This window comes from Waltera sp. (genome assembly GCF_046969025.1).
GTDB classification, from domain to species: Bacteria; Bacillota; Clostridia; order Lachnospirales; family Lachnospiraceae; genus Acetatifactor; species Acetatifactor acetigignens.
Genome location: NZ_JBKVQF010000011.1, coordinates 12,047 through 37,447 on the forward strand (window position 1 = coordinate 12,047; position 25,401 = coordinate 37,447).

22 protein-coding genes are annotated in these 25,401 nt (G+C 48.0%); 18 read left to right on the top strand and 4 right to left on the bottom strand.

All coding sequences use genetic code 11. The annotated features are described in order from the left end of the window. Positions 1 to 10: 10 nt before the first annotated feature. Complete coding sequence (locus ACLTOH_RS07740) at positions 11 to 928, bottom strand: calcium/sodium antiporter (RefSeq protein WP_118502145.1); 918 nt, start codon at positions 926 to 928, stop codon at positions 11 to 13. Positions 929 to 1,212: 284 nt separating this feature from the next. Then, the gene (locus tag ACLTOH_RS07745) at positions 1,213 to 2,319 is read right to left on the bottom strand and encodes an endonuclease/exonuclease/phosphatase family protein (RefSeq protein ID WP_412223829.1); all 1,107 of its coding nucleotides are present in this window, start codon (positions 2,317 to 2,319) and stop codon (positions 1,213 to 1,215) included. Positions 2,320 to 2,660: 341 nt separating this feature from the next. Here ACLTOH_RS07745 and ACLTOH_RS07750 point away from each other — a divergent pair, with 341 nt between their 5' ends. The 18 genes from ACLTOH_RS07750 (at position 2,661) to ACLTOH_RS07835 (ending at position 22,227) form a co-directional block, all read left to right on the top strand. Then, positions 2,661 to 4,055, top strand: coding sequence for an ATP-binding protein (locus tag ACLTOH_RS07750; protein WP_118730527.1), 1,395 nt, complete (start codon positions 2,661 to 2,663; stop codon positions 4,053 to 4,055). 162 nt (positions 4,056 to 4,217) lie between these two features. After that, positions 4,218 to 4,925, top strand: coding sequence for a M15 family metallopeptidase (locus ACLTOH_RS07755; protein ID WP_022312959.1), 708 nt, complete (start codon positions 4,218 to 4,220; stop codon positions 4,923 to 4,925). Beyond that, on the top strand, positions 4,918 to 6,081 hold the full coding sequence (locus tag ACLTOH_RS07760; protein WP_249326513.1) for a hypothetical protein: 1,164 nt from the start codon (positions 4,918 to 4,920) through the stop codon (positions 6,079 to 6,081). The genes ACLTOH_RS07755 and ACLTOH_RS07760 overlap by 8 nt, the downstream gene beginning before the upstream one ends. Positions 6,082 to 6,088: 7 nt before the next feature. Further along, a complete protein-coding gene (locus ACLTOH_RS07765) occupies positions 6,089 to 6,382 on the top strand; it encodes a hypothetical protein (protein ID WP_022312961.1) in 294 nt (97 codons plus the stop codon). Between the two features lie 93 nt (positions 6,383 to 6,475). Beyond that, entirely contained in the window at positions 6,476 to 7,246 is a 771-nt protein-coding gene (locus tag ACLTOH_RS07770) for an alpha/beta fold hydrolase (RefSeq protein WP_118730530.1), read from the top strand. Beyond that, the gene (locus tag ACLTOH_RS07775) at positions 7,243 to 8,820 is read left to right on the top strand and encodes a UDP-N-acetylmuramoyl-tripeptide--D-alanyl-D-alanine ligase (RefSeq protein ID WP_412223833.1); all 1,578 of its coding nucleotides are present in this window, start codon (positions 7,243 to 7,245) and stop codon (positions 8,818 to 8,820) included. Before ACLTOH_RS07770 ends, ACLTOH_RS07775 begins: the two co-directional genes overlap by 4 nt. 75 nt (positions 8,821 to 8,895) lie before the next feature. Further along, positions 8,896 to 10,077 carry a D-alanine--D-alanine ligase family protein gene (locus tag ACLTOH_RS07780; RefSeq protein ID WP_337413896.1) on the top strand — a complete coding sequence of 394 codons (1,182 nt, stop codon included), beginning with the start codon at positions 8,896 to 8,898 and terminating at the stop codon, positions 10,075 to 10,077. A gap of 235 nt (positions 10,078 to 10,312) precedes the next feature. Beyond that, a complete protein-coding gene (locus ACLTOH_RS07785) occupies positions 10,313 to 11,323 on the top strand; it encodes a DnaJ C-terminal domain-containing protein (RefSeq protein WP_412196092.1) in 1,011 nt (336 codons plus the stop codon). 139 nt (positions 11,324 to 11,462) lie between these two features. Further along, positions 11,463 to 11,765, top strand: a complete 303-nt coding sequence (locus ACLTOH_RS07790) for a DUF6110 family protein (RefSeq protein ID WP_412223834.1) — start codon at positions 11,463 to 11,465, stop codon at positions 11,763 to 11,765. Between the two features lie 82 nt (positions 11,766 to 11,847). Then, the gene (locus tag ACLTOH_RS07795) at positions 11,848 to 13,935 is read left to right on the top strand and encodes a heavy metal translocating P-type ATPase (protein WP_412223836.1); all 2,088 of its coding nucleotides are present in this window, start codon (positions 11,848 to 11,850) and stop codon (positions 13,933 to 13,935) included. A gap of 215 nt (positions 13,936 to 14,150) precedes the next feature. Beyond that, positions 14,151 to 14,897 (top strand): Fe-S cluster assembly ATPase SufC, encoded by a 747-nt coding sequence (sufC, locus tag ACLTOH_RS07800; RefSeq protein WP_227064582.1) that lies wholly within the window; start codon positions 14,151 to 14,153, stop codon positions 14,895 to 14,897. A gap of 17 nt (positions 14,898 to 14,914) precedes the next feature. Continuing rightward, a complete protein-coding gene (gene sufB, locus ACLTOH_RS07805; protein WP_022152745.1) occupies positions 14,915 to 16,327 on the top strand; it encodes a Fe-S cluster assembly protein SufB in 1,413 nt (470 codons plus the stop codon). A gap of 25 nt (positions 16,328 to 16,352) precedes the next feature. Continuing rightward, positions 16,353 to 17,453 carry a SufB/SufD family protein gene (locus ACLTOH_RS07810; protein WP_412223838.1) on the top strand — a complete coding sequence of 367 codons (1,101 nt, stop codon included), beginning with the start codon at positions 16,353 to 16,355 and terminating at the stop codon, positions 17,451 to 17,453. Positions 17,454 to 17,469: 16 nt separating this feature from the next. Further along, positions 17,470 to 18,693, top strand: coding sequence for an aminotransferase class V-fold PLP-dependent enzyme (locus tag ACLTOH_RS07815; RefSeq protein WP_412223839.1), 1,224 nt, complete (start codon positions 17,470 to 17,472; stop codon positions 18,691 to 18,693). After that, positions 18,683 to 19,114: a Fe-S cluster assembly sulfur transfer protein SufU gene (gene sufU, locus ACLTOH_RS07820; RefSeq protein ID WP_022152742.1), complete on the top strand. Its 432-nt coding sequence runs from the start codon at positions 18,683 to 18,685 to the stop codon at positions 19,112 to 19,114. The genes ACLTOH_RS07815 and sufU overlap by 11 nt, the downstream gene beginning before the upstream one ends. A 109-nt stretch (positions 19,115 to 19,223) precedes the next feature. Next, positions 19,224 to 19,541, top strand: a complete 318-nt coding sequence (locus tag ACLTOH_RS07825; protein WP_117464798.1) for a DUF1622 domain-containing protein — start codon at positions 19,224 to 19,226, stop codon at positions 19,539 to 19,541. A gap of 293 nt (positions 19,542 to 19,834) precedes the next feature. Further along, entirely contained in the window at positions 19,835 to 20,347 is a 513-nt protein-coding gene (locus ACLTOH_RS07830; RefSeq protein WP_022311781.1) for a hypothetical protein, read from the top strand. A 146-nt stretch (positions 20,348 to 20,493) separates the two neighbouring features. Further along, positions 20,494 to 22,227, top strand: a complete 1,734-nt coding sequence (locus tag ACLTOH_RS07835) for a carbon starvation protein A (protein ID WP_118537423.1) — start codon at positions 20,494 to 20,496, stop codon at positions 22,225 to 22,227. A gap of 142 nt (positions 22,228 to 22,369) precedes the next feature. On the opposite strand, the gene ACLTOH_RS07840 is transcribed toward ACLTOH_RS07835, so the two are convergent. After that, the gene (locus ACLTOH_RS07840) at positions 22,370 to 24,295 is read right to left on the bottom strand and encodes an EAL domain-containing protein (protein ID WP_412223843.1); all 1,926 of its coding nucleotides are present in this window, start codon (positions 24,293 to 24,295) and stop codon (positions 22,370 to 22,372) included. A gap of 144 nt (positions 24,296 to 24,439) precedes the next feature. Then, positions 24,440 to 25,282, bottom strand: coding sequence for a DegV family protein (locus ACLTOH_RS07845; RefSeq protein ID WP_227064586.1), 843 nt, complete (start codon positions 25,280 to 25,282; stop codon positions 24,440 to 24,442). Positions 25,283 to 25,401: the final 119 nt, after the last annotated feature.

Sequence of the window (25,401 nt, forward strand, 5' to 3'; positions counted from 1 at the left end):
AGCCGCACTGTTATCTCACGAAGAGGTAAGCCGTATATGCAACATACAGAAGCACGCACGCAGCCCCCTCACTGCGGGTCATGCGTCTGCCGGTACGGGCGAATACGAAGAGCAGAATGGCACTGCCAAGGAGCAGTACGGTGTCGATGACGGACTCTCCGAGGACATGCAGAGGGCTGATCACCGCGGACATTCCGAGGATAAACAGGATGTTGAACAGGTTGGAGCCGATGGCATTGCCCAGCGCCAGCCCGCTGTCTCCCTTTTTCGTGGCAACGATGGAGGTCACCAGCTCCGGCAGGGAGGTGCCGATGGCGATAATGGTCAGTCCGATGAAATTCTGGCTGACACCAAAATTCGTAGCTATGATGCAGGCTTTATCTACCACCAGATCCCCACCGAAGATAACGGCAGCCAGACCTCCGGCAATATACAAAAGGCTGCGGGGCAGGGAGAGGATCTTGCCGGGTTCGCACTCTTCTCTGTTTTTCCGGGCAGAATAGATCATAAATCCGAGATATACGATCATGCCCAGCAACAGGACAGCGCCTTCAATGCGGCTTAAGCTGCCATCTAAAAACATCAGACATAATACGACGGTTACCAGGATATTTAACGGCATATCCCGCTTCAGGATCTCTCCGTGGGGCATAAAGCTGTGCAGGAATGCGCAGATACCTACCACCACCAGCCCGTTGAAGATATTCGAGCCGACGACATTACTGATGGCGATATCATTACTGCCAGCCAGGGCAGCATTGATGCTGACGGAAGCCTCCGGCGCGCTGGTGCCCATGGCCACGATGGTCAGTCCGATGATGACGCTGGGGACCTTCAGGATCCCCGCCAGGGAGGAGCTTCCCTCCACGAAAAAGTCTGCACCTTTGATCAGAAGTATAAATCCTACGAGTAACAATATGTATTCCATAAGCTGTCCTTTCCTGCAGCAAGCGTCTGTATTCTTAGAAAAAAGTATAAAAATAGAGACTTTTACCGCATCAAAAATGATCGATAAAAGTCTCGTTGCTTACAATAATAACCGGTCCGACGGACGTGATGACGATTATCATTCCGGACAGCTTCATGTATCATTCGGTTACCATTCTAGGTTACCATTCTATCAGAAACCATCCGGGAACTACTCCCTCTTAACTGTGCCCTCATTCTACAAAAAAGGACAAGCACTGTCAACAGACTTTGTAAATCTTGACACTATTTTAACATGAACTCCACCTTCACGGGATCATGGTCGGAGTAGGAATAGCCGGTGTTTACATTCTCGTAGGACAGGCACTCGATATTGTCGGAGATAATGAATCCGTCCAAAGTTACGGTATAAGTTACACCGGGGACATATTCCATATCTGCGTTCCTGGCACTGTTCCAGAGCGCTGCCTGCTCCTCTGTACTTAACAGATCCAGGCAGAAAGCAAAATGCTCCGGCAGCTCCGTTCTCGGAAAAGGAAATGCCCAGGACTCACAGCTCTCCGTATCCTCTTCGGAAGCCTTCAGGTCGTGGTTAAAGTCGCCGCCGCAGAGCACATAATTGCCGGCTTCGTATTCTTTTGCCATATCATTGCACAGCATTTCAATCTGTCCCTGGCGGATGGCATCGCTGTTGCCGTAAGCGGACATATGCAGATTGAAGATCACCAGCTCCTTGCCATTGTCCACCGGGATCCGGGAGACGCTGTAGCAGCGGTCCAGATCAAAGAACTTGCTGAAGGAAGTGGAGATGGGGAAGCTTCGGCGCAGAGCGGAACTTACCGGGTATCTGGAAAACAGGCCGAGTCCGGATCTGCTGCTTCCGTGGGGCTGGGTAAACGGATAGAACAGGAAGGCCGAGTCGTAATTCTGTGCAAATACGGTAGTGTACTCCGACAGGCTGCTGCGCAGCATTTCATATTCATTCGTATGATAGCTTCTGGTGGCATCCAGATCGATCTCCTGGATCAGGGCAAAATCCGGGTCTAATGACTTCACCAGCTCTCCCGCACCGTTTATGGCATACTGTACGGTCTCAGGGCTCTCCGCCCAGGAGGAGGTACCGCCGTCCATGAAGAAGCTGTAATCCGGCAGATAAGCACCGAAACCGATGTTGTAGGTCACTGCGGAATATTCCGTATCCGTAGCCAGCACCGCAGCCGCACCTGTGGTGGTATCGTCGACCGGTGCCTCCACCACCAGTTCCTGATTGTCCTCGATCCTGTAATAACTGGCATAGAGGTAGACGATGTAAGCCAACAGTGCGAGGATGAGGATCCCCAGCACGATACACATGGTTTTTAATAACGTTTTACATAAATTTTTCTTTTTCATATCCTTATTTTAACAAGCCTTGCGGGAAATGGCAAATGTTAAAATTTCTATGAGAAATAGGCACTCGCATGCCGTTTTTGTATTTAATGATGTCGGGGTCAAAAGCCCCCGACTTTGATGCCTACGAATGGGACTTGTACCTGTCATTATAGTGAATAATGTTTAAGTAATGTTGTAATAATGTTTATATAATGTCATATATTATTTAAAATCCTTATTCTACTGTATCATAGGCAGAAATGCAAGTAAATTTTCACCTATGATGTAATTGTAATGTTGTTGTAATGTTTAGTAATGTTTGATATAGTTATGCCAAGAACATTATTATATGGAGGAGATTCATGAAAATCAAAGAGCTATATCCAGATGTTATTACAGAAGATACAAGTTATGAATATAAAGCAGTATTGAATCCGGATAATCCTATTAAATGGGCAAAAACTCTTATTGGATATGCAAATGATAAAGGAGGAACCTTATTTATAGGTGTATCAAACGATGGGGAGGCCTTTGGAATTGATCTTGAAGAAGTTGATAAAACAAAACTATTAATTTCAAGGATTAATGATAGACATATTTTTCCACACATTAAGATTTCATATATGATGAGAAGTGTGGATTCTAATGCGGAACATTTTGTATTAGCTGTTAAAGTTGCTCCTGCAGATTCTGTAATAAGATATAGAGAAGGAGATTACAATGAAACAGTTTTTATAAAGGGAGATGGAAATGCGACTCCTGCAACACCGGAAGAAATTATTTCACTTTCAAAGAGAAAATATGGTGTAGATAATGAGACAAGCGAGGTGGCATATACTGATAATCAGTGGTCAGAATACCTTAATCTTTGTAAGGAATACAGACAAGATAAATCTGCTCCAACAATGAAAGAATTGCAGAACGAAGAAATAGTTTCAAAAGATGGGTATGCAAAATCAGGATTTATAATGTTTTCAGACAACTATAATGAAGACGACACAATGATATGCTGCCGTTTATGGAAAGGGAAAAACAAGACAGGTATTGTTTTAGATAGCAGCAGATTAAGAGGTTCTATTGCAAACGTATTTGAGAATGCATTAAACTTTATTGAACGAAACACCAAAACAGGCTGGGTAAAAACAGAAAAGGGTGGACGGGATGAAATCAGATCGTATCCTAAGGAAGCTGTAAGAGAGGCATTGGTAAATGCCATTGCCCATAGGGATTATTCTATTTCGGGAACACAGATTGATGTTGATATCTATTCAGACAGAATTGAAATAGTTTCACCGGGGTCATGGTTACTGCCAAAAGATTACAATGCATATCCAGCCGGTTCTATACCGTCTATCAGAAGAAATGCCATCATAGCAGCTTGTCTGGATGTGGCAAATCTGATGGAGAGAGGTGGAACTGGTTTTCAAACCATGATGGAATCTTACAAGTCCAGTCCAGATGAATTACAGCCGGTAGTATCTATATATCCCGGATTTTTGAATTTGAGATTATATGACAGATTATTTAGAGATGAGGCTATAGAACTGGATTTAGAAAACCTTACAGATGCGGAAAAAGTTATGGCTATTCTTAAGATGGAAGGACCAAAGCCTATAAAGGAACTACAGATGTCTCTTAACTATCGGAGTAGAAGTCAATTCTTAAATGAAGTTATAAATCCGCTTATGAAATCAGGGGAGATATATAGGGATGGTAAGCCAAAATCACCAACGGCACTTATTAAAATCAAAAAATAAAAGAAAAATATAATTTGTCAGCGAAACAGGGCTGCAAATACTGATTTTGACCGGAGCGAGGCCAACACCGGGCATCTGATTATATGAAATGCACCAGACACTTGCCATATTTATTGGAAAAGGGGTATTATGATAAATATAAATAATAAGGAGGCTGATCCCATGAGGCCGATACCGGTGATCGGGGATCCGGAGCGCTATATAGACAGTGCGTTTGTGGATTCCGCGTTTATAGAATTGAAAAGTTGTGATCTGTGGGATGTGAAAATGCTGTATCCGATCCTGCATATGGACCATGCGGAAGAGAAGTGCTTCGTCCGTAAGGAGATGTATGAGAGGCTGGTGAAGGCGGCGGGGAATCTGCCGGATGGTTACCGGTTCCGCATCTGGGATGCCTGGCGCCCCTTTGCGCTGCAGCATGAATTGTTTGAAAAGTATTCTGTGGACATCATCCGGGATTTTCATTTAGAAGAGTTGCCGGAGGCAAAAAGGAGAGCTGCGATCTGCAAATTTGTCTCGGACCCGGTACCGGATACAAAGGTGCCTCCCGCCCATACCACCGGAGGAGCCATTGATCTGACGCTTCTGGATCCGGAGGGCAGAGAGCTTCCTATGGGATGTGGATTCGATGCTTTTACGGATAAGACCTGTGCAGCGTATTTTGAGGCACCGGAGCATGTACAGGGGGCAGAGGACGAGCAGGTCCGTGAAAATCGCCGTCTGCTTTATTATGCTATGATAGATGCGGGATTTACCAATCTGCCGTCGGAATGGTGGCATTATGATTACGGTGACCGGTTCTGGGCATATTACAGGAAACAGCCGGCCATCTATGAGGGTGTATTTACGAGGGAGGAAATTCATGGATAATCAGAAACAAAAGAAGAAAAAAAGTGTGATGGACACCTTGTCCGCTACCATGGTACTGGTGCTGATCGCACTATTGCTGGTATTTGTGGGATATACCTATCTGGCACTGAAGAACGGTTACACCTTGGATGACCTGATTGACAATATCGTGGGGAATCTCATCGGTGTGCTGGCGGCATTTCTGTTATTCGATATACTGAACAACAAGCTGACCCAGGATGCCTACGCCAGAGAGACCTCCCAGCAGATCACCAAGACGCTGATGGGAGAGCCGGAGATCCTGGATTCTTTCAGCGATGAAGATAAAAAGACTTTCCTGAAATCCACCATTACCTCCATGATAAAGGATGAAGATGCGGTGGATATGCTTTCTACCAATATGGAGAAATATTTTGACAGGGCAAGAGGCGCCAGGATCCGGAAAATGTTCGATTACACGATCAATCTGGAGCCGAATCTGACAGAGGAATATGTGAAAGCCGGTTTCCCCGGAGCCACAGACGGAAAGTATTACCTGATCGATGAGGAATTGAAGTTCAGCGTAAAGTGTCTGGGAGGAACAGACGAGAACTACGCGGGCGATGTGATCAGACTCGGTTTCGCCTATGATAAAAAGAGTCTAGACGGTGGATTGTTGGAGACCGGGCAGGATGCGGATTTCACCAAGAGCATTTTCAATGAGGATCTGGTGGTGGAACCGGAAGCTGTGGACTTCATCAACAGTATTCCCGCGGATAAGATACGGGATGTGATCAATGATCTGTTCATGCCGATCTTGCGAATTGACAACAGCGGAGATAATGACGACGAAGCGCAGTTCGAAGTAGAGCGAAAGAGCAACGGATTTATCCTGAAATTCAAGTTGGATTTTGACCGCAACGAGGCAAGCGGGGAGCATCTGGTCAGCATCTATTTCAAGATGCCCCGGGTATGGAACTCTATTTTCGAGGTGACTCTGGTGGATCCGACCAAGGAGCCCCATATCAAGCTGAAATACAAGAATGGAATGGATGTCACTATGTATTCCTATCTCAATAAGGAAAGCACTGCCAATGTCGGAGCCTGCATCCAGAGAGCCGGACTCTATGACATTGCGATCAAGGACGAGTGGATCTACCCCAAGAGCGGCGTGATCTTCCATATTAAGAAGGCGTAGAATAAATATGAAACCAAGATCTCCCCAAAGTATGCAATTATATAAAATGCTCCTATCCCGCGGGTATCCGGAGTCCTTCTGTGATCTGGTGACGAAGAATCTGAATACGGATTTTACGGCGAGCCGTATGATCGGTTATCTGTGTCATTATTCTGATCTGCCGCCGGAGGAGATCGCGGACGAAATGCTGGCGATCTTAAGTGACCGCAATCGTATTATGCAGAAGAAAGAACTGGAAAGTAATAATGCGGAATGGAATCGTATTCTGATGCAGGGACTGGACACGGAGGACGAAACCTGAGGAAATAAACGGATTTGTTTTCGGTTGCCATTGTAGCAGATTCCGATTATAATAAAAGATTGTAACAGCAATGACACTGAATTGAGGTTTTCAATGAATATAGTAGTAGACGGATATAATATATGTTATAAAACAACCGGTACCGGCGATAAGACAGTCGTGATCTTACAGGGCTGGGGTACGGATCTGGGAGTGTATGATTCCGTAGCCGGTGTGATAGACGGCAGCAGGTACCGTGTGATCCAGTTTGATTTCCCGGGCTTCGGCGGCAGCGATGAACCGAAGGAACCCTGGGATGTGGACGGATTTGCGGATTTTTTCTGCAGATTTATGGAAGTAATGCAGGTAAAGCAGGCCACCCTCATCGGGCATTCCTACGGCGGACGCGTGATCATCAAGCTGGCAGCCAGAGAGAGCATCCCTTTTGAGATCACGAATATTATCCTGATCGACAGCGCCGGTGTCCTGCCGGTGCGGACTACTGCACAGAAATGGAAGATCCGCAAGTACAAGATTTTGAAGAAATTCCTGAACATGAAGCTGATCTATGCCATGTTCCCGGAGGTGATCGATGACTGGAGGAGCCGACAGGGATCGGCAGACTACCGCAATGCGACACCCATGATGCGTCAGTGTATGGTGAAGGCGGTGAATGAGGATCTGACGGAGCTGCTTCCGAAGATCCGTCAGGAAGTGCTGCTGATCTGGGGAGATCAGGATACGGCAACTCCTATCCGGGATGCACATATTATGGAAGAGAAGATACCCAACTGCGGTCTGGCAGTGATCCCGGGAACCGGTCATTTTTCTTTCCTTGAGAAACCGGCACAGTTCCGGGGAATTATGGAGGCATATCTGAAATGATCATACGTGTGCTGATAGCGGTCGCGCTTGCTGTTCCGGCATATTTTTATACCATGCGGTATAACATTCATATGTTCCAGCAGAACGGCTATAAGAATAAAGAACACCTTCACTGGCTGAAGAAGAAGTTCCGGCTGCAATGGATTCTCTATTTTGGTCTGGCATTGGGCATTGTAACCTGTGTGTTTCCGTACCTTGCCCTTGAAATCTTCGAGTATCTGGTACTGTTCGTGATCATCGTGGTATATCGTGCCATGAAGCGGATGAATACGAAGAAAAAGCTGGTGTATACTGCCCGGGTCAAGAGATTGCTCACTACGGAGCTGATCCTTACGGCTGCGGTATTCGCTCTGGTGTGTGGATTGGGCGGAATGAAGCGGATCCCGGGGCTGTGCCTGATTCTGGTATCTGTGAATCTGTTTCTGGATATTGTGGCTAATGTCATCAATCATCCCATGGAGGCGGGGATCAATCAGCATTATATCAATGACGCTGTGAGAAAGCTGAAAAGCGTCCCGGGACTTACCGTCATCGGTGTGACCGGCAGCTACGGCAAGACCAGTGTGAAGTTCTATTTGCAGACACTTTTACAGGAAAAATATAACGTACTGGTGACGCCGGAGAGTTTCAATACGCCTATGGGTGTGGTGCGGACCATCCGCGGTTCCCTGAAGCCTACCACAGAGATTTTTGTCTGCGAGATGGGAGCCCGTCATGTGGGCGACATCAAGGAGATCTGTGATATGGTGCATCCTGAGCACGGTGTGATCACATCTATCGGACCGCAGCATTTAGAGACCTTTTTTAATATGGAGAATATCCAGAAGACGAAGTTCGAGTTGGCGGATGCCCTGCCGGAAGGCGGCATGTTGTTCTTGAACGGTGACAACGATTATATTCAGCAGCAGGCGGCTTCTCCCGCGTATGATCAGACTCCGGAGAAGATATTCTATTATTCCGAGACGGAAGGGACAGGATACTGTGCCAAAGATGTGAAGGTATCCCAGTTAGGTACGGAGTTCACGGTAGTGACCCCGGACGGCGAGAGCGAGAGATTCCAAATGCGTCTCATCGGTGCCCACAATGTCATCAATGTGGTGGGGGCTATCGCGGTCGCTCATAAAATGGGTATGACGCTGCAGGAACTGCGGATCCCGGTACGCCGGATCGAGCCGGTACCCCATCGTATGCAGATGCGGGAGCACGGTCTGGTGACGATCATCGATGATGCTTACAATTCCAACCCTGTAGGTTCTAAGGCTGCGGTCGAGACGCTGGCTATGTTTGACGGTATCCGGATCCTGATCACGCCGGGCATGGTGGAGCTGGGTGATAAGGAAGCGGAATACAATCATAAATTCGGTAACTACGCAGCGGATTGCTGCGATTACATCCTGTTAGTGGGCAGACGACATACCGAGCCCATCAGGGAGGGCGTGTTGGAGAAGGGATTTCCGGAAGAGAAATGCCTGGTATTCGACAAGCTGGAGGAAGCTGTATCTTACGCCTATGCCATTAAAGGGCAGGGACATAAGTATATTTTATTAGAGAATGACCTGACGGATAACTATTAGAAGATTCAGAGGCAATTTTGTGAAAGAGGTTCCGGATAGTTGGCAGAGAGTAGGAAAATTCAGGAGGGAAAATAAATGAAGACAAGAGTAGCAATGCTGTTTGGCGGCAAGAGTGTAGAACACGAAGTATCAGTGATCTCCGGTATCCAGGCTGTCATGAACATGGATACTGACAAATACGAAGTAATCCCGGTCTATATGACCAAGCGCAATGAAATGTACATCGGTGAGGAGATCGGCAAGATCGAATCCTATAAAAATATCGATGAACTGTTGAAAAAGTCCCAGAGAGTCATCATGACCAACGAGGACGGCAAGGTATTCCTGACTCCGTTCCCGGTGAAGATGTTCGGCGGAAAGAAAGCCGTGGAGATCGATGTGGCTTTCCCGGTAGTGCATGGTACCAACGTAGAGGACGGCGCTTTCCAGGGTTACCTGAAGACCATGGGCATCCCCTTCGTGGGCTGTGATGTGACCGCATCTGCCATCGGCATGGACAAATACATTATGAAAGCTGTCTTAAAGGAATGCGATGTGCCGGTACTGGATGCACAGCTGTATACTCTGGCAGATTATGCGGAGATGGAGACTCTGCTCGACAAAGTGGAAAAAGGACTGGGATATCCGGTGATCGTAAAACCGGTCAACTTAGGCTCCAGCGTAGGCATCAGTGTAGCTAAAAATCGTGTGGAACTGACCCACTCCGTCGATGATGCGTTCAAGTATGCGACCAAAGTGCTGGTGGAGCACGCCATCACCAATTTACGTGAGATCAACTGCTCGGTACTGGGAGATGAGAATGACGCTATTGCTTCCGAGTGCGAAGAACCCCTGCACACCAAAGATATCTTAAGTTATGAAGATAAATACGTCAGCAATGCCAAGGGCAGCGGCTCCAAGGGCATGGCGAGCGTATCCCGCAAAATCCCCGCAGAACTGTCTCCGGAGAAGAGAGAGGAAGTCCGGGAACTGGCAGTCAGATCCTTTAAAGCACTGGGCTGTAACGGTGTGTCCCGTATCGATTTTATGATCGATGAGGACAACGGCAAGCTGTATTTTAACGAGATCAATACCATCCCGGGATCTCTGGCATTTTATCTGTGGGAGCCGGTAGGAGTTCCTTACAAAGAGCTTCTGGATCGTATGATCCAGCTGTCTTTGAAGAGAGCCCGCACCGAGGAGAGACTGACCTTTACCTTTGACACCAATATCCTGAATTCCGCAAGCTTTGGCGGTTCTAAGGGTGGCAAATTGTAATAGCCGGTTTATGGATTTTATGATTATTTAATATATTTTTTAGCACTCACCACTTGCGAGTGCTAATCTATAGTGATAATATAATCTCTGTAAGAGGAACAAGCGACTGCAACAGCAGACAATTGTTTGAAAAGAGATGTGAAGTGGTCAGCCGCGCAGGGAACTGTGTCGGCTGATTTTTACATGGAAAACGTCTTGGTTGTGTGGCTCACCGGTTGGGCAGAATGGAGGGAATATGACGAAGACAACAAAAAGAGATTATTATGAAGTACTGGGTGTCAGCAAGACAGCGGACGCCGCAGCGATAAAAAAAGCATACCGGAAACTGGCGAAAAAATACCATCCGGATACCAATGCAGGAGACCCTGTGGCAGAGGAGAAGCTGAAGGAAGTCAACGAAGCTTACGATGTGCTGGGGGATGAAAAAAAGAAGAAACTATATGATACTTACGGTTTTGCTGCTTTCCAGGAGGGATTTAATGAGGAGGCAGCCAGACAGTATCAGGAGCAGTTTAAGAACGGAGGCGGCTTCGGCACCGATGGATTCGGCGGCTTTGGCAACGGCACGTTCCATTACAGCACCGGAGGAAGCGGTTTCGGTACCGGTGATTTCGGCAGCTTCGGCGGGGATGAGGATATTTTTGACAATCTGTTCGGACAGTATTTCAAGGGACAGAAAGGCTCCGGACGGGGCAGCCGGGCGAACTACCGCAGTAAAGGTCAGGATGTGGAATCCGGCATCACCATCAGTTTTGACGAAGCAATGCATGGCTGCGACAAGACCTTTACCTTAAGAGATCCGGCTACCGGCAAGTCCGAATCCGTGCAGGTGCACATTCCGGCAGGTATCGACACCGGTAAAAGTATCCGTCTGAAAGGTAAGGGTGGTGGAGGTTACTCCGGCGGTGAGAGCGGTGACCTGTATCTGAAGGTGACGGTACAGGAGAAGCCGGGCTGGGAGCGTAGAGGACAGGATCTGTATACCACGGTCAATATCCCCTATACTACTGCGGCACTGGGTGGAGAGATCCGAGTCCCCACATTGTACGGTGATGTCATGTGCAAAGTGAAGGAAGGTACGCAGTCCGGCAGTAAGATCCGTCTGAAAGGCAAGGGTGTGGTATCCATGAAGGATAAAAATGCCCACGGCGATCAGTATGTCGTGATCCAGATTCAGGTGCCTAAGAATCTGACCCCGGCAGCAAAAGAAAAATTACAGGAATACAAGAAGGTCAGTGGATTTTGATCCACTGGCCTTTTGTGTTTTTGATAAATGATAAAATTTTTCATTAAACGAAAAAAGCTGGAAATAGGAAAAATAGGTGTTTATAATATTCATTCATAAATAGAATAAACCAAAGAATTCGCACAGGAGGAAATGAATTATGTTGAAATGTTTAAAAAAGATTGATAAAGCAAAAACCGGTATTTTCGCAGCAGGCGTTCTGTTCGGAACCGCAGGCATCAAAGTACTGTCCAGCAAGGATGCGAAGAAGCTGTACACCAACTGCACCGCAGCAGTTCTGCGCGCAAAAGAGTGTGTCATGAAGACTGCGACCACCATCCAGGAGAACGCAGAGGATATCTACGCAGAAGCTCAGCAGATCAACGAGGACAGAGCAGCAAAGGCAGCTCAGGAGTTCGACAGTGAGGTTGAGGCAGCAGAGACTGCAGCAGACGCTGAATAATCCATCGAAGCTTACAACACAGAATAAATGACACCTGCATGCTCCGGCATCGCAGGTGTTTTCATGAAAGCAGGCATAAATTATGAGATTTTTGATCAAGCATGAGATAAAGGGGAGACTCAGGGTTCACATTCTGCAGAGCCGCATGAGCTTTGCACAGGCAGATACACTGCAATACTATCTGGATGGACAGAGTAATATTGTCAGTGCCAAAATTCAGGAGCGCACCCTGGATGTTACGGTAGTCTATACCGGTTCCAGGGAGGAGGCACTGAAGACACTGGAGAATTTTACGTATCAGAGTACGGAAGTGCCGGAGAACTATCTGGCCAATTCCGGCAGAGAGATGAACCGGGAATATAAGGATCAGCTGATCAATAAAGTGGTAATGCATTATGGGATCAGGCTGTTTCTGCCCATGGATATCCGTTCCGTGATCACCACAGTGAAGTCTTTCAAATATCTCTGGCACGGCGTGAAGACTCTGGCGAAGGGCAAGATCGAAGTACCGGTACTGGATGCCACTGCTATCGGTGTATCTGTGCTGCGTGGTGATTACAACACCGCAGCCTCTGTGATGTTCCTGTTAGGCATCGGTGAGATTTTGGAGGAGTGGACGCACAAAAAGTCTGTCGGTGATCTGGCGAGGAGCATGTCCTTAAACATTGACAAGGTATGGGTTGTGAGCGACGGACAGGAGATCCTGGTGCCGTCCACATCCATTAAGTCAGGAGATCTGGTAAGGATCCACATGGGCAATGTGATTCCTTTTGACGGCACAGTGACGGACGGAGAAGGTATGGTGAACCAGGCATCTCTCACCGGCGAGTCTGTTCCCGTGAGAAAAATCCCCGGTGGAACCGTCTATGCCGGAACTGTGGTAGAAGAAGGCGAGCTGACTATCTGTGTGAAAGAAAACGGCGGCTCCAGCAAATACGAGAAGATCATGACCATGATCGAGGAATCCGAGAAGCTGAAATCCTCTCTGGAGGGTAAGGCAGAGCACCTGGCAGATAAGCTGGTACCCTACACGTTCATAGGTACCGGCCTGATATGGTTGTTCACGCGGAATGTGACTAAGGCATTATCCGTGCTGATGGTGGATTTCTCCTGCGCATTGAAGCTGTCTATGCCGTTAGCGGTATTGTCTGCGATCCGTGAGGCAAGCACCTATGAGATCACGGTGAAGGGCGGCAAATACTTAGAGGCTATGGCAGATGCCACCACCATTGTATTTGACAAGACCGGAACACTGACCAAGGCACAGCCCACGGTGGCAGATGTGATATCCTTTAACGGGCAGTCTGCGGATGAGCTGCTTCGGATTGCTGCCTGCCTGGAGGAGCATTTCCCTCATTCCATGGCAAAGGCAGTGGTACGTGAGGCAGCCCGCAAGGAGCTGGTGCATGAAGAACTGCATACCAAAGTGGAATATATCGTGGCTCACGGTATTTCTTCTACCCTGGATGGCAAGAAGATCATTATCGGAAGTTATCACTTCGTATTCGAGGATGAACAGGCACAGATTCCGGAAGGCAGGCAGGAACTGTTCGATCATCTCTCTGAAGAGTACTCTCATCTGTATATGGCCATTGATGGTAAACTGGCAGCGGTGATCTGTATCGAGGATCCTTTGAGAGAGGAAGCACCGGAGGTCATCCGTCAGCTGAAAAACTTAGGAATCAGCAAAGTCGTAATGATGACGGGAGACAGCGACCGCATTGCAAAGTCCATCGCAAATATCGTTGGTGTGGATGAATATTATTCCGAGGTACTGCCGGAGGACAAGGCAAAGTTCGTAGAACAGGAGAAGCAGTCCGGCCATAAGGTCATTATGATCGGAGATGGTATCAATGATTCTCCCGCACTGTCCGCAGCAGATGTAGGTATCGCCATCAGTGACGGTGCACAGATTGCCAGAGAGATCGCAGATGTGACCATCGGCGCAGACAATCTGTATGAAGTGGCTACCCTGAAGGAACTGAGCAATGCCCTGATGGCGCGGATTCATAAAAATTACCGCATGATCGTGGGCATCAACACCGGACTGATCGTTCTGGGTGTGGCAGGCATGATCCCGCCCACCACTTCCGCTCTGCTGCATAATACATCTACCCTGTGGATCAGCACCAAGAGCATGAAGAATCTTCTGGACAAAGAAGAAGTATAAAGAAAAAAACATAGGCCATTGTAAGGGGAAGGATGAGTTCCCCTTGCGGTGGCCTGCATTTTGCTTTATAGTAAGTCTGAACTAACCACAAAGTGTAATACAATTCGTCGAGAATGTACGGTACTTTTGTAGGAATTATATGTTGCATATTTGCAGATGTATGTATATAATGATATAGTAATTCCTAGTTGGACGCTAGAGATAGGAGGAAGTATATGTCAGAACAATTATTACAGGTGCGTAACTTGTCCGTAAGTGTAGAGGACAAGCCCATCCTTCATGGAATAGATTTAGAGGTTCGTCCCGGAGAGACCCATGTCCTCATGGGACCCAACGGTGCGGGCAAATCCACACTGGGTTACACCATCATGGGAAGTCCCCGTTATGAGGTGACCGGTGGTGAGATCCTGTTCAAAGGGAAGGAATTATTAGAGGAAACTGCAGACCAGAGAGCGAAGGATGGTATTTTCCTGTCCTTCCAGAATCCCCTGGAGGTACCCGGAGTATCGCTTCGGAATTTCATTCGTAATGCCGTGGAACAGAGAAGCGGTTCCCGTATCAAGCTGTGGACCTTCAAAAAGGAACTGGAGCAGGCCATGGAAGTATTGCAGATGGATCCTTCCTATGGTGACCGTGATCTGAACGTGGGATTCTCCGGCGGTGAGAAGAAAAAGGCGGAGATCTTACAGTTACTTATGTTAAAACCCTCGTTGGCAATCTTGGATGAGACGGATTCCGGCCTGGACGTGGATGCAGTGCGTACCGTATCCAAGGGCGTGGAAGAGTACCAGAAGGACAAAAAGGGTGCGCTGTTGATCATTACCCACAGCACCAGAATTTTAGAGTCTCTCCATGTGGACAAGACCCATGTACTGGTGAATGGTAAGATCGTGGCATCCGGCGATGCTTCTCTCGTAGACGAGATCAACGAGCATGGTTTCGAGCGTTTTCTGGAAGCATAAGGAGGTTGACGATCTGAATGAGTGAACGTGAAAAGACATACGTGGAAGACGTCAACAGAAGCATTTATGATATCCGTAATGAGGAGAAGGACGTCTATCGTATTAAAAAGGGACTGACTCCCGATATTGTGGCGGAGATTTCCGAGAAAAAGAAGGATCCCGCATGGATGGCAAATTTCAGATTACAGTCTCTGCAGATCTATAATGAGATGGAAGTTCCCGACTGGGGTCCCTCTATTGAGGGTCTGAACATGGAAGACATCGTAACCTATGTAAAACCTAATACCCATATGAGCGCCAAATGGTCCGAAGTGCCGGAGGACATCAAGGATACCTTCGAAAAATTGGGGATCCCACAGGCGGAGCGGAAGTCCCTCGCCGGTGTGGGCGCCCAGTACGATTCCGAGCTGGTATATCACAATGTCAGGGAAGAAGTGGCAGCCCAGGGCGTAGTCTATACCGATATGGAGAGTGCCCTGAATGGGGAATATGCGGATATGGTGAGGAAGCATTTTATGAAGCTGGTGACCCCCAGAGATCACAAATTCGCAGCGCTGCACGGTGCTGTGTGGTCCGGCGGCTCCTTCGTATATGTTCCCCCCGGAGTGTCTGTGACGATTCCCCTGCAGTCTTATTTTCGACTGAACGCACCGGGAGCCGGACAGTTCGAGCATACCCTGATCATTGTGGACGAGGGTGCATACCTGCATTTTATCGAAGGCTGTTCCGCCCCGAAGTACAACGTGGCGAACCTCCATGCCGGCTGTGTGGAGCTGTTCGTGGGGAAAAATGCAAAACTGCGTTACTCCACCATCGAGAACTGGTCCAAGAATATGTACAATCTGAATACCAAGCGGGCGTTGGTGGAAGAAGGCGGTACCATAGAATGGGTATCCGGTTCCTTCGGATCCCACGTATCCTATCTGTACCCCATGAGCGTGCTGAACGGTAAGGGGGCCAGAGCGGAATTCACCGGCATCACCTTTGCGGGAGCCGGACAGAATCTGGATACCGGTACCAAAGTTGTCCACAATGCACCGGAGACCACTTCCTATATCAATACCAAGTCCATCTCCAAGGATGGAGGTATCAGTACTTTCCGAAGTTCCGTAGTGGTGAAGAACAGTGCGGCAAAGAGCAAATCCGCCGTATCCTGTCAGTCCCTGATGCTGGATGACAAGTCCCGCTCCGATACCATCCCGGCCATGGATATCCGTACCCAGGATGCCGATATCGGACACGAGGCGAAGATCGGCCGGATCAGCGATGAAGCAGTGTTCTATCTGATGTCCCGCGGTATCTCAGAAGAGGATGCCAGAGCCATGATCGTCAGCGGATTCGCAGACAATGTATCGAAGGAGCTGCCGTTGGAATACGCGGTGGAGATGAACAATCTGATCCGTCTGGAGATGAAGGGCAGCATCGGTTAATGTGGCAGGAGGAATGGAGATCAGTATGGAAAAAGAATATAATATGACCATTAACAGACTGCCGGCGAAGACCTGGAACTGGCTTCGCATGAACGAGACGCAGTTGGAAAAGATAGAAGTACCTACGGCAGGAGGGGTAAAGGTAAGCCTGCCGGAAAAAATAACAACAGCAGAAAATGAGGGATCCCAGCCCTGGAATGCGGATTTTGCAGGCATCCCATCCGGCATGGGAGAGGACATGGACGGTCTTCTGACAGCAGCGGGAGTGAAGGCACAACATTATGAGGCGTCTGAGGAAACCACAGAAGCACAGCCGTTGCTGTTGGATTATGCCTACGTACAAAATAGTTTACAGGCCGGTGCCGTAGCAGTGAGAGCCCGGAAAAACAGTGAAATCACTGTGATCCAGGATTTTGCTTCCGACAGGGAGGCAGCAGGGCAGGCGGCAGTATCCACCAGACTGTATCTGGAAGAAGGAGCGAAGCTCCGGCTGATCCAGGTGCAGAGACTGGGCAGTGATTTTACTTTTATGAATGATATCGGAGCCCTGTGTGAAGAGAAGGCTTCCCTGGAAGTGATCCAGCTGATCCTCGGCGGAAAGAATACTTACCTTGGATGCAAGACTACCTTACAGGGCAGAGAGAGCAGCCTGAATGCCGACACCGCTTATATCGTGGGCGGTGACGGAAGACTGGATATGAATTATGTAGCTGTGCATGAAGGCAAAAAGACCCAGAGCAATATGCAGGCCGGCGGCGTTCTGCGGGATCATGCTTTCAAGCTGTATCGTGGCACCATTGATTTCAAATGGGGGGCTAAAGGTGCAGTAGGCAATGAAAAAGAGGATGTACTGTTATTATCCAACGATGTGGTGAACCAGACCATTCCCCTGATCCTCTGTGCGGAGGAAGATGTGGAAGGTAATCACGGCGCCACCATTGGCAAACTGGACGATGAGCTGCTGTTCTACCTGGAGAGCCGCAGCATGAACAGAGAGCAGATCTATGAGATGATGGCTATGGCCAAGGTGGATGCGGTCTGCCGCAAGATTCCTGATGCAGCTACACGGGCTAAGGTACAGGAGTTCCTTGGCAGAGCCGGGGAAGAAGAGGAAGCGGAAGAGTAAGATAACAGGAGGAAGTATGACGACTTCAATCAGCGAGATCCGTAAGGATTTTCCTCTGCTTATGAGTAACGATGTGATTTATCTGGACACGGCGGCGACTTCCCAGAAGCCGTCCTGTGTTCTGGAGGCAGAGAGAACATTTTATGAAAAATACAATGCCAATCCCCTGCGCGGATTATACGAGCTGGGAGAGGCGGCAACCGAAAAATACGAAGAAGCCAGAGAGACGGTCCGGGAGTTTTTAAATGCCAGAGAGGCGGCGGAGATCGTTTTCGTCCGCAATGCCACGGAAGGCTTGAATCTGGTGGCCTACAGTTTCGGCTCACTGGTACTGAAACCGGGAGATGAGATCCTGGTGAGCATTATGGAGCACCACAGCAATCTCCTGCCCTGGCAGCAGGCGGCAGCCAGAACCGGAGCAGTGGTGAAGTATCTGGAGTGCACCGAAGACGGAAAATATACCGAGGAAGCTTTTAAGGAGGCACTGAGCGAACGAACGAAGATCGTTGCTATGACCCAGGTATCCAATGTGCTGGGCTGCAAAAATGATATCAAGCGTTTTGCACAGCTGGCACATGAGGCAGGCGCTTATTTCGTGGCAGACGGAGCCCAGAGCGTGCCCCATATGGCAGTGGACGTACAGGATCTGGATGTGGATTTTCTGGCATTTTCCGGGCATAAAATGTATGCGCCCATGGGAATCGGTGTGTTATATGCGAAGAGAGAGCTGTTAGAGCAGATGCCGCCGTTTTTATGCGGTGGAGAAATGATCGATTCCGTCAGCCGTACAGGAGCCGTGTGGGCAGAGGTGCCTCACAAGTTCGAGGCAGGTACGGTGAACGGTGCCGGTGCTTATGCCCTCGCAGAGGCTATCCGTTATGTGCAGAAGATCGGCTTTGATTTCATCGAAGAGAGAGAAGCAAAGCTGACAAAACTGCTGATGGATGGGATGAAGGAGATCCCTGCGGTGCATATTTTAGGATCGCAGAAAGCGGAGGATCATCACGGCATCGTGACATTTAAGCTGGACGGCGTGCATCCCCATGATGTGGCATCTGTTTTAGATGCAGATCACATCGCAGTCCGGGCGGGACATCACTGCGCCCAGCCGTTATTGCAACATTTGAAAGTATTGTCCACCACCAGAGTGAGTCTGGGCGTCTACAATACGGAAGAAGAGATACAGGCATTTTTAACAAGTCTTGCCGGGATAAGGAGACAGATGGGCTATGGAGAATAAAACGTTTTATAATGAGATCCTGACGGAGCACAATCTGCATCCGTATCACAAACACAAGCTGGAGGATGCAAACCTGGTGTTAGAAGGTGTCAATCCCAGCTGCGGTGATGATATTTTCCTGGAACTGAAGGTGGAGGACGGTGTAGTCGTGGACGGTGCCTTTGAAGGAGACGGCTGTGCCATCTCCCAGGCTTCTGCGGACATGATGCTGGAACTGGTCATTGGTAGAAGTAAGGAAGAGGCACTGCATCTGGCAGATCTGTTCCTGAAAATGATCAAGGGAAGTATCACCGATGAAGAGAAGGATGAGCTGGAAGAGGCCTCCGTATTGCAGGATATCGCCCACATGCCTGCCAGGGTAAAATGCGCGGTGCTTGGCTGGCATACTATGCAGGAATTATTGAAAACAGAAGAAAAATAGCTGATAAAAAGATAAAGATACATCTTGCACGCCCTTTTTGGATACGCTACAATGAAAAAAGAAGTGTAAGAAAAGCGGGGGTCTGTGCATGTTCCACATAGAGCTTATCATTGAATTCCTGGAAAACGTGATGAACAATATTGTCCAGGTGGCAATATTGTTCTTTGAATTTGTCGGAGTGATCGTTATTATTCTCTCCGGTCTGAAAGGGTTTTATAATTATGTGCGGCGGGTGCCGGATATGAAGATCACCCTGGCGCAGGGGCTTGCTGTAGGGCTGGAATTCAAGTTGTGCAGTGAGATCCTTAAGACCGTTATTGTCAGAGACTGGAAGGAGATCGTTACCGTAGCCGGTATCATCGGACTTCGTGCGGCACTGACCTTCCTGATCCATTGGGAGATCAAGGAAGAGAAGAATCATTCCTAAAAATCGGCAGCTGATGAAAATCGGCTGCTTTTTTTAGAATGATTTCCGGTTACCCAACAAAAGTCAATAAGTTTATCCAGATAAAGAGATTAAATTTGTAATGGTATATAGGTTAAATTTGCACCTTGGAAAAAAGCTGTCAGAGGACTAACATATAACGATAAAGTATGTATTTATAAAAAAGTGTAAAGAAATGCTAAAAAATCCGTTGCATTTGACACTTCGACGTGCTAAAGCTATCGATAGCATGAACGTAAATGTAATCGATTACGCATGCTTAAAAGGAAAGCAGAATGGAATTACAAAAGACACTTACTCCCGGGGAAGCGCTGGAACGCGTCCTGCGATCTTATCAGACCTACTACAATATCAAAACAGAGGCTGTAGAACCGCCATTCGCAGCCGAAGCAATCTTCGGATCCCATAATGAGCAGTACTTTCTGATCAAGAAAGCTAAGGTGGCAGATATTGACACCAACGAGACTGTGTATTTTGCCACAGAGGAATCTTTATCAAAGGATCGCCTTCTGGAACTGGACTCCATCGCCTGGGAACGGGGAACTGCCAACGTGCAGCCCTCATCCAATCATCGGAACAGCGATGTTGTCCTGATCATTCTGACCGGTCATGCAGAGGAGGATGCGCTTACACAGGTGAAAAAGTGCAAGCATTATCAGAGTTACCTCTGGGGATTTCATGGCTGGAGTAATTACCGTTTGATTGTCGCCGAGTTATCTTCGGGTCGGATCGTCCACAACCGCCACGGACAGATTCTGAAGAAGCTCGTGAAAAAGGCAATACAGTAAATACAAGGGACATGTGAGGAAGCAGTAATTTACAAAGTAAATTAACGGATTCCGAACAGTTTTAGAATTGCGAGAGCGGATTTTAGCGGAGCAATTCGTGTATTTGCGAAAAATTAAATCTGTGTATAAGAAAAGGAGAAACACAAATGACAGCATTATTAATTGTTTTGGCCGCTATCGTATTATTGTTTATCGGCTATGTGTTCTATGGCTCCTGGCTGGCAAAACAGTGGGGCATTGATCCTACCAAGAAGACTCCTGCTATTGAGAAGGAGGATGGTGTAGACTATGTTGCAGCAAAGCCCGCCGTACTTATGGGACATCATTTTTCCTCTATCGCCGGAGCAGGCCCGATCAACGGACCGATCCAGGCTTCCATCTTCGGATGGGTTCCCGTATTCCTGTGGTGTATTATCGGTGGTATTTTCTTCGGCGGTCTGCAGGACTTCGGATCTTTATTCGCATCTATCAGACATGACGGTAAATCTGTAGGTGAGATCATCGAGGATTCCATGGGATCCAGAGCAAAGAAGCTTTTCATCATCTTCGCACTTCTGGTATTGATTCTGGTAATCGCTTCCTTCGTTAACATCGTGGCAGGTACTTTCCTGACTGTGGCAGACGAAGCCGGCAAGACCGCTTTCGGTTTTGTGACCAATCCTACCGGTAACCAGTCTACCGCTATGATCTCTTTGTTATTTATCGTTCTGGCTGTTATTTATGGTTATGTGACCAACAGAATGGGTGTCAAGACTCTGCCCGCTACCATCGGTGGCATCATCGGTATCGTACTGATCACTGTTCTTGGCTTGAACGTTGGTTTTGCAATGAACCGTATCGCATGGATCGTATTCGTAGGTGTGTACATCGCTGTAGCTTCCCTGGTTCCCGTATGGATCCTGTTACAGCCCCGTGACTATCTGTCCAGCTTCCTGCTGTACGCTATGATCGGTCTGGCATTCATCGGTGTGGTTGCAGGTGCTTTCACCGGTACTGTTGCTTTCGATATTCCAGCTTTCACTAGCTGGGAGCCCAAGGCAGGACAGACCCTGTTCCCTATGCTGTTCATCACTGTAGCATGTGGTGCATGTTCCGGTTTCCACAGCCTGATCGCTACCGGTACTTCTTCCAAGCAGTTAGCTAACGAGAAGGATGCCAAGGCAATCGGTTACGGCTCCATGCTGATCGAGTCTGCTCTGGGTATCATCGCTCTGGTAGCAGTCGGTGCAGTATATCAGAAGTACTTAAACGGTGAGTTCGGATCTCCCGCAGCTGCATTCGCTGCAGGTATCGCATCCATGTTCGGTACCGAGACTTCCAAGGCATATGGCACCATTTACGCACTATTAACTCTGTCTGTATCCGTATTCGCGCTGACCAGTCTGGATACCGGTACCCGTCTGAGCCGTTTCATGTTCTCCGAGCTGTTCCTGAAGGAAGGCGAGGCTACCTACAAGGATGCCAAGGGCGCACGTAAAGTGCTGGCTCATCCTCTGTTCGGTACTGTTTCTATGGTACTGATCGGTTGTATCCTGGGTGGTCTGTCTCTGAGCCAGATCTGGGGTCTGTTCGGTGCAGCCAACCAGTTGCTGGCAGGTATCGCACTGATGGCAGTAGCTGCATGGCTGGGTGAAGTTGGTAAGAACAACAAGATGTTCTACTTCCCTATGGTATTCATGCTTGCTGCAACCCTGACCAGCCTGGTGATCACTGTAATCAACAAGTGTAAGGCTATCGGCGCCGGCACCGCTGCATGGGGTGACTGGTTCCAGCTGTTCTTCGCAACTGCAATGGCAGTGCTGGCAATCTTCCTGGTAGTGGAAGGCGCACAGACCTTCGCTAAGCAGATGAAAGAGAAGAAGGCTAAGAAGGCTGCTTAATATAAGCGCAAGATACAAAAGATAAATAAAGTTAAGCAAAGAGAAATCCCGGAGACTGTGAAAGGCCTTCGGGATTTTTATTGTGTATGCGGGGACCGCAGAAGCGGTGTCCGGAATAATAATGGATGCGGCAATCGCAATATCAGCCCCGCGTAAGGAACCGGGGCAATTCTTCAATGGGAATCGGCTTGGAGAACTTATAGCCCTGTAAATAATCTGCATGACTGATGATACACAGTTCTTCCTGGGCATCGGTCTCTACACCTTCGTACAGTACCTTGTAACCCAGACGCTCAAAGGCGGTAGAGAAGTAATCCAGCATGAAGCGGGAATTGGCATCCTGATCCGCCATCAGTAAAAGGCTTCTGTCGAATTTGACCACATCCAGTTTCAGGCTTAAGATCCGGTCGAAATTGGAATAACCGGTTCCAAAATCATCCAGATAAGTACATACCCCCAACTGTTTGAACTCACTGACGCATTCCTGTACCAGTTCGTATTCCGTATCGTTCTGGGACTCCGTAAACTCAACGGCAATGGTGTGGAAGTCGATTCCGGCGGCTCGTACGATGGATTTGAATTCTTCCATGAAGTCCTTTTCGCCCAGCTCTTCCACAGAAAGATTTACGGATACACGGGAGATCTGATAGCCCTCATCTTGCATGTGCTTGATCTGCCTACAGGTCTTATTCAGAATGATCATGCTGAGGCGGTGGATGTAGCCGTATTTTTCTGCCAGAGGAATAAAACGATCCGGGAATACCAGTCCTGTCTGTGGCAGACGCAAACGCATCAGGGATTCTGCGGTATCGTAAGTACCCGTGTGGACATTCCGTACCGGCTGACAATAGACCAGAACGCGTTCGTCATCTAAGGAGCCGTGTTCCGCAATATCCTTCAACTGGGACTTGATATAATGCATTTCTTTATAAGTCTGGTAATCTTCTTCCCCGAAGACACGATAGGAATTCTGCGCTACTTTTTCGGAAAAGTAATTGAATACTTCGTAGAACTGTTCCAGATTCTCACAAAAGTCCAGATGGTCGAAGAGTACCAGCTTGTAGGGAAGCTTATATTCTTCATAATATTTCTGGAACACCTTTTTAATTAGGGATACTGCCCTTTCTGTGGCATCCGGGACATTGTGGCTGTCCACTGCCAGTACGAAGAAGCTGGTGGAAGGATTGAACAACATACCCTTTCGAAAATAATCCGTCCAGAAGCTGTAGAACAGCTTTCCCATTTCCTCTGTCATGACGTATTCGAAATCCATGTCAAAGCGCAGGCACAGGTAGTAGGTATCCTGAGCGGTCTGTCGCTGCTGGCGCAGATATTCATCCAAGGATGTGGAACCCAGGGCACCGGTCTTCGGGTCGTAGGCGTTGGCATGGAGCATGTACAATACCACCAGAAGCGGCAGAAAATAGGTTGTGGCCAGGAAAGAAGTCGTATTCATGGCAGCTTCCATGACTACAATCAATCCACAGACCGTCTCAGTAAATATCAGCATATGGAACAGTGCGGTAGGAAGTCTGCGGCGGTAGCAAACCAACAGAAAGAGGATCACCGCCAGATACAGAAGATATCCGACCATAAAAGGAGTGGACAGGATATTTTCATACCAGATTCCGTAATGATCCTGATGAAATCCCCAGCCGGTCAGAGGAGATGCCAGATCGGCAACTCCGGTCACCACAAGGATGGCGAAGGACAGAAAGGTATATTTCCTGCCGATATTTTTCGGGAAGACGATCAGTATTTTCAGGTAAGCAATATAGAGACAGAACAGGGACAGAAGACTGATATGGTAGACGGCCCGGAGGATCCAGAGTAGGGTGTTCTGTCTGGAAAAAAGGTCGGCATAATAAAAGGCAATATTGGAAACTGCGGCAATGAAAAGCAAGGCAAAACAGGACTTGAAGATCCGAAAGGTCCGGCTCTGTTTAATGAAAGTCTGTCGGATCAGTAACAATGCCAGAAGACACATAACCACCAACAGAAAATCTGCCACGGGAGAGTAACTGTGGATGACGATATGATTTGTGGATAGTAACAGGTTCAACCCCATAAAAATTCTCCTCTCTGGTAATGTAGAAAATGAACAAACAATATAAAATGATTTTACAATATACCATAAGAGGAGAAATTTGTCAGTGGGGCAGCTGTGGGAAATTAGTCCTATTTTGAGCAAATGGGAAAAATTGTAATAGATTTAATGTTCGAAGAATGCAACGGCAACAGCACCCGGGCCCACATGGGTTCCGATGGTGGCACCCAGAGTGCTGACGGGAAGCTCCTTGGCATAATCTTTCCAGAGATGCTCACTGTCGTGAATGTATTTCTGTAAAAGTTCGTCACTCAGACCGGTATAGCCCAGACAGAAGGGCTTGGAGAAGTCCACACCGTCCGCTTTTTCAATTTCACGGATGAGGAAGTTACTGCCGTTTTTGGAACCACGGGCTTTTCCCAGCATAATGATCTCACCGTCTACGACTGCTACCACGGGCTTGATGGCCAGAGCACCCCCGATGAATGCCACAGTGGGGGAGATACGGCCCCCTTTTTTCAAGTATTCCAGAGTGTCTAAGAGTCCCATGGTGTGGATCTTATGCTTTTGCTCTTGCAGAATGCTTACGATCTCTTCCGCGGTCATTCCCTGCTTTTTCAGCTGCAGGCCGTATTCTACCAGAATCTGTTCCCCAATGGTGGCATTCAGACTGTCTACGACGAAGACTTTGCCTTCATAATCCTCGGCAGCGATCCGGGCACTCTGGCAGGTGCCGGACAGCTTGCTGGAAATAGTAACCACAATGACAGTTTCTCCGGCCGATACAGCTTTTTCGTAGGCTTCTTCGAAGACTGCGGGAGATACCAGACTGGTGGTGGGCAGAGTATCACATTCGATCAGTTTCTCATAGAATTCCTTATGACTGATGGTGACACCGTCAGCATATTCCTCCTCACCGAAGCGGATATGCAGGGGGAGAATCGTGACGTCCTCTCTTGAATTGTTCATATCGGATGCGGAGTCCGTGATAAAACGTATTTTTTCCATAATTGTTTCCTGTACTTTCTATATATAGTTATGATGAATATTCTTTCGGGCGGAAATGCGCCGGGGCATCCATCGGGATGGACATACGACATCGTTCATGTCACCTTGCTGTTAATTCT

Coding starts and splice junctions, on each gene's coding strand:
- ACLTOH_RS07840 (WP_412223843.1), bottom strand. CDS start 24,295: ATGGGGTTGAACCTGTTACTATCCACAAATCATATCGTCATCCACAGT.
- ACLTOH_RS07775 (WP_412223833.1), top strand. CDS start 7,243: ATGATCATACGTGTGCTGATAGCGGTCGCGCTTGCTGTTCCGGCATAT.
- ACLTOH_RS07755 (WP_022312959.1), top strand. CDS start 4,218: ATGAGGCCGATACCGGTGATCGGGGATCCGGAGCGCTATATAGACAGT.
- sufU (WP_022152742.1), top strand. CDS start 18,683: ATGGAGAATAAAACGTTTTATAATGAGATCCTGACGGAGCACAATCTG.
- ACLTOH_RS07790 (WP_412223834.1), top strand. CDS start 11,463: ATGTTGAAATGTTTAAAAAAGATTGATAAAGCAAAAACCGGTATTTTC.
- ACLTOH_RS07740 (WP_118502145.1), bottom strand. CDS start 928: ATGGAATACATATTGTTACTCGTAGGATTTATACTTCTGATCAAAGGT.
- ACLTOH_RS07835 (WP_118537423.1), top strand. CDS start 20,494: ATGACAGCATTATTAATTGTTTTGGCCGCTATCGTATTATTGTTTATC.
- ACLTOH_RS07830 (WP_022311781.1), top strand. CDS start 19,835: ATGGAATTACAAAAGACACTTACTCCCGGGGAAGCGCTGGAACGCGTC.
- ACLTOH_RS07745 (WP_412223829.1), bottom strand. CDS start 2,319: ATGAAAAAGAAAAATTTATGTAAAACGTTATTAAAAACCATGTGTATC.
- ACLTOH_RS07810 (WP_412223838.1), top strand. CDS start 16,353: ATGGAAAAAGAATATAATATGACCATTAACAGACTGCCGGCGAAGACC.
- ACLTOH_RS07785 (WP_412196092.1), top strand. CDS start 10,313: ATGACGAAGACAACAAAAAGAGATTATTATGAAGTACTGGGTGTCAGC.
- ACLTOH_RS07795 (WP_412223836.1), top strand. CDS start 11,848: ATGAGATTTTTGATCAAGCATGAGATAAAGGGGAGACTCAGGGTTCAC.
- ACLTOH_RS07750 (WP_118730527.1), top strand. CDS start 2,661: ATGAAAATCAAAGAGCTATATCCAGATGTTATTACAGAAGATACAAGT.
- sufC (WP_227064582.1), top strand. CDS start 14,151: ATGTCAGAACAATTATTACAGGTGCGTAACTTGTCCGTAAGTGTAGAG.
- sufB (WP_022152745.1), top strand. CDS start 14,915: ATGAGTGAACGTGAAAAGACATACGTGGAAGACGTCAACAGAAGCATT.
- ACLTOH_RS07760 (WP_249326513.1), top strand. CDS start 4,918: ATGGATAATCAGAAACAAAAGAAGAAAAAAAGTGTGATGGACACCTTG.
- ACLTOH_RS07780 (WP_337413896.1), top strand. CDS start 8,896: ATGAAGACAAGAGTAGCAATGCTGTTTGGCGGCAAGAGTGTAGAACAC.
- ACLTOH_RS07770 (WP_118730530.1), top strand. CDS start 6,476: ATGAATATAGTAGTAGACGGATATAATATATGTTATAAAACAACCGGT.
- ACLTOH_RS07765 (WP_022312961.1), top strand. CDS start 6,089: ATGAAACCAAGATCTCCCCAAAGTATGCAATTATATAAAATGCTCCTA.
- ACLTOH_RS07815 (WP_412223839.1), top strand. CDS start 17,470: ATGACGACTTCAATCAGCGAGATCCGTAAGGATTTTCCTCTGCTTATG.
- ACLTOH_RS07845 (WP_227064586.1), bottom strand. CDS start 25,282: ATGGAAAAAATACGTTTTATCACGGACTCCGCATCCGATATGAACAAT.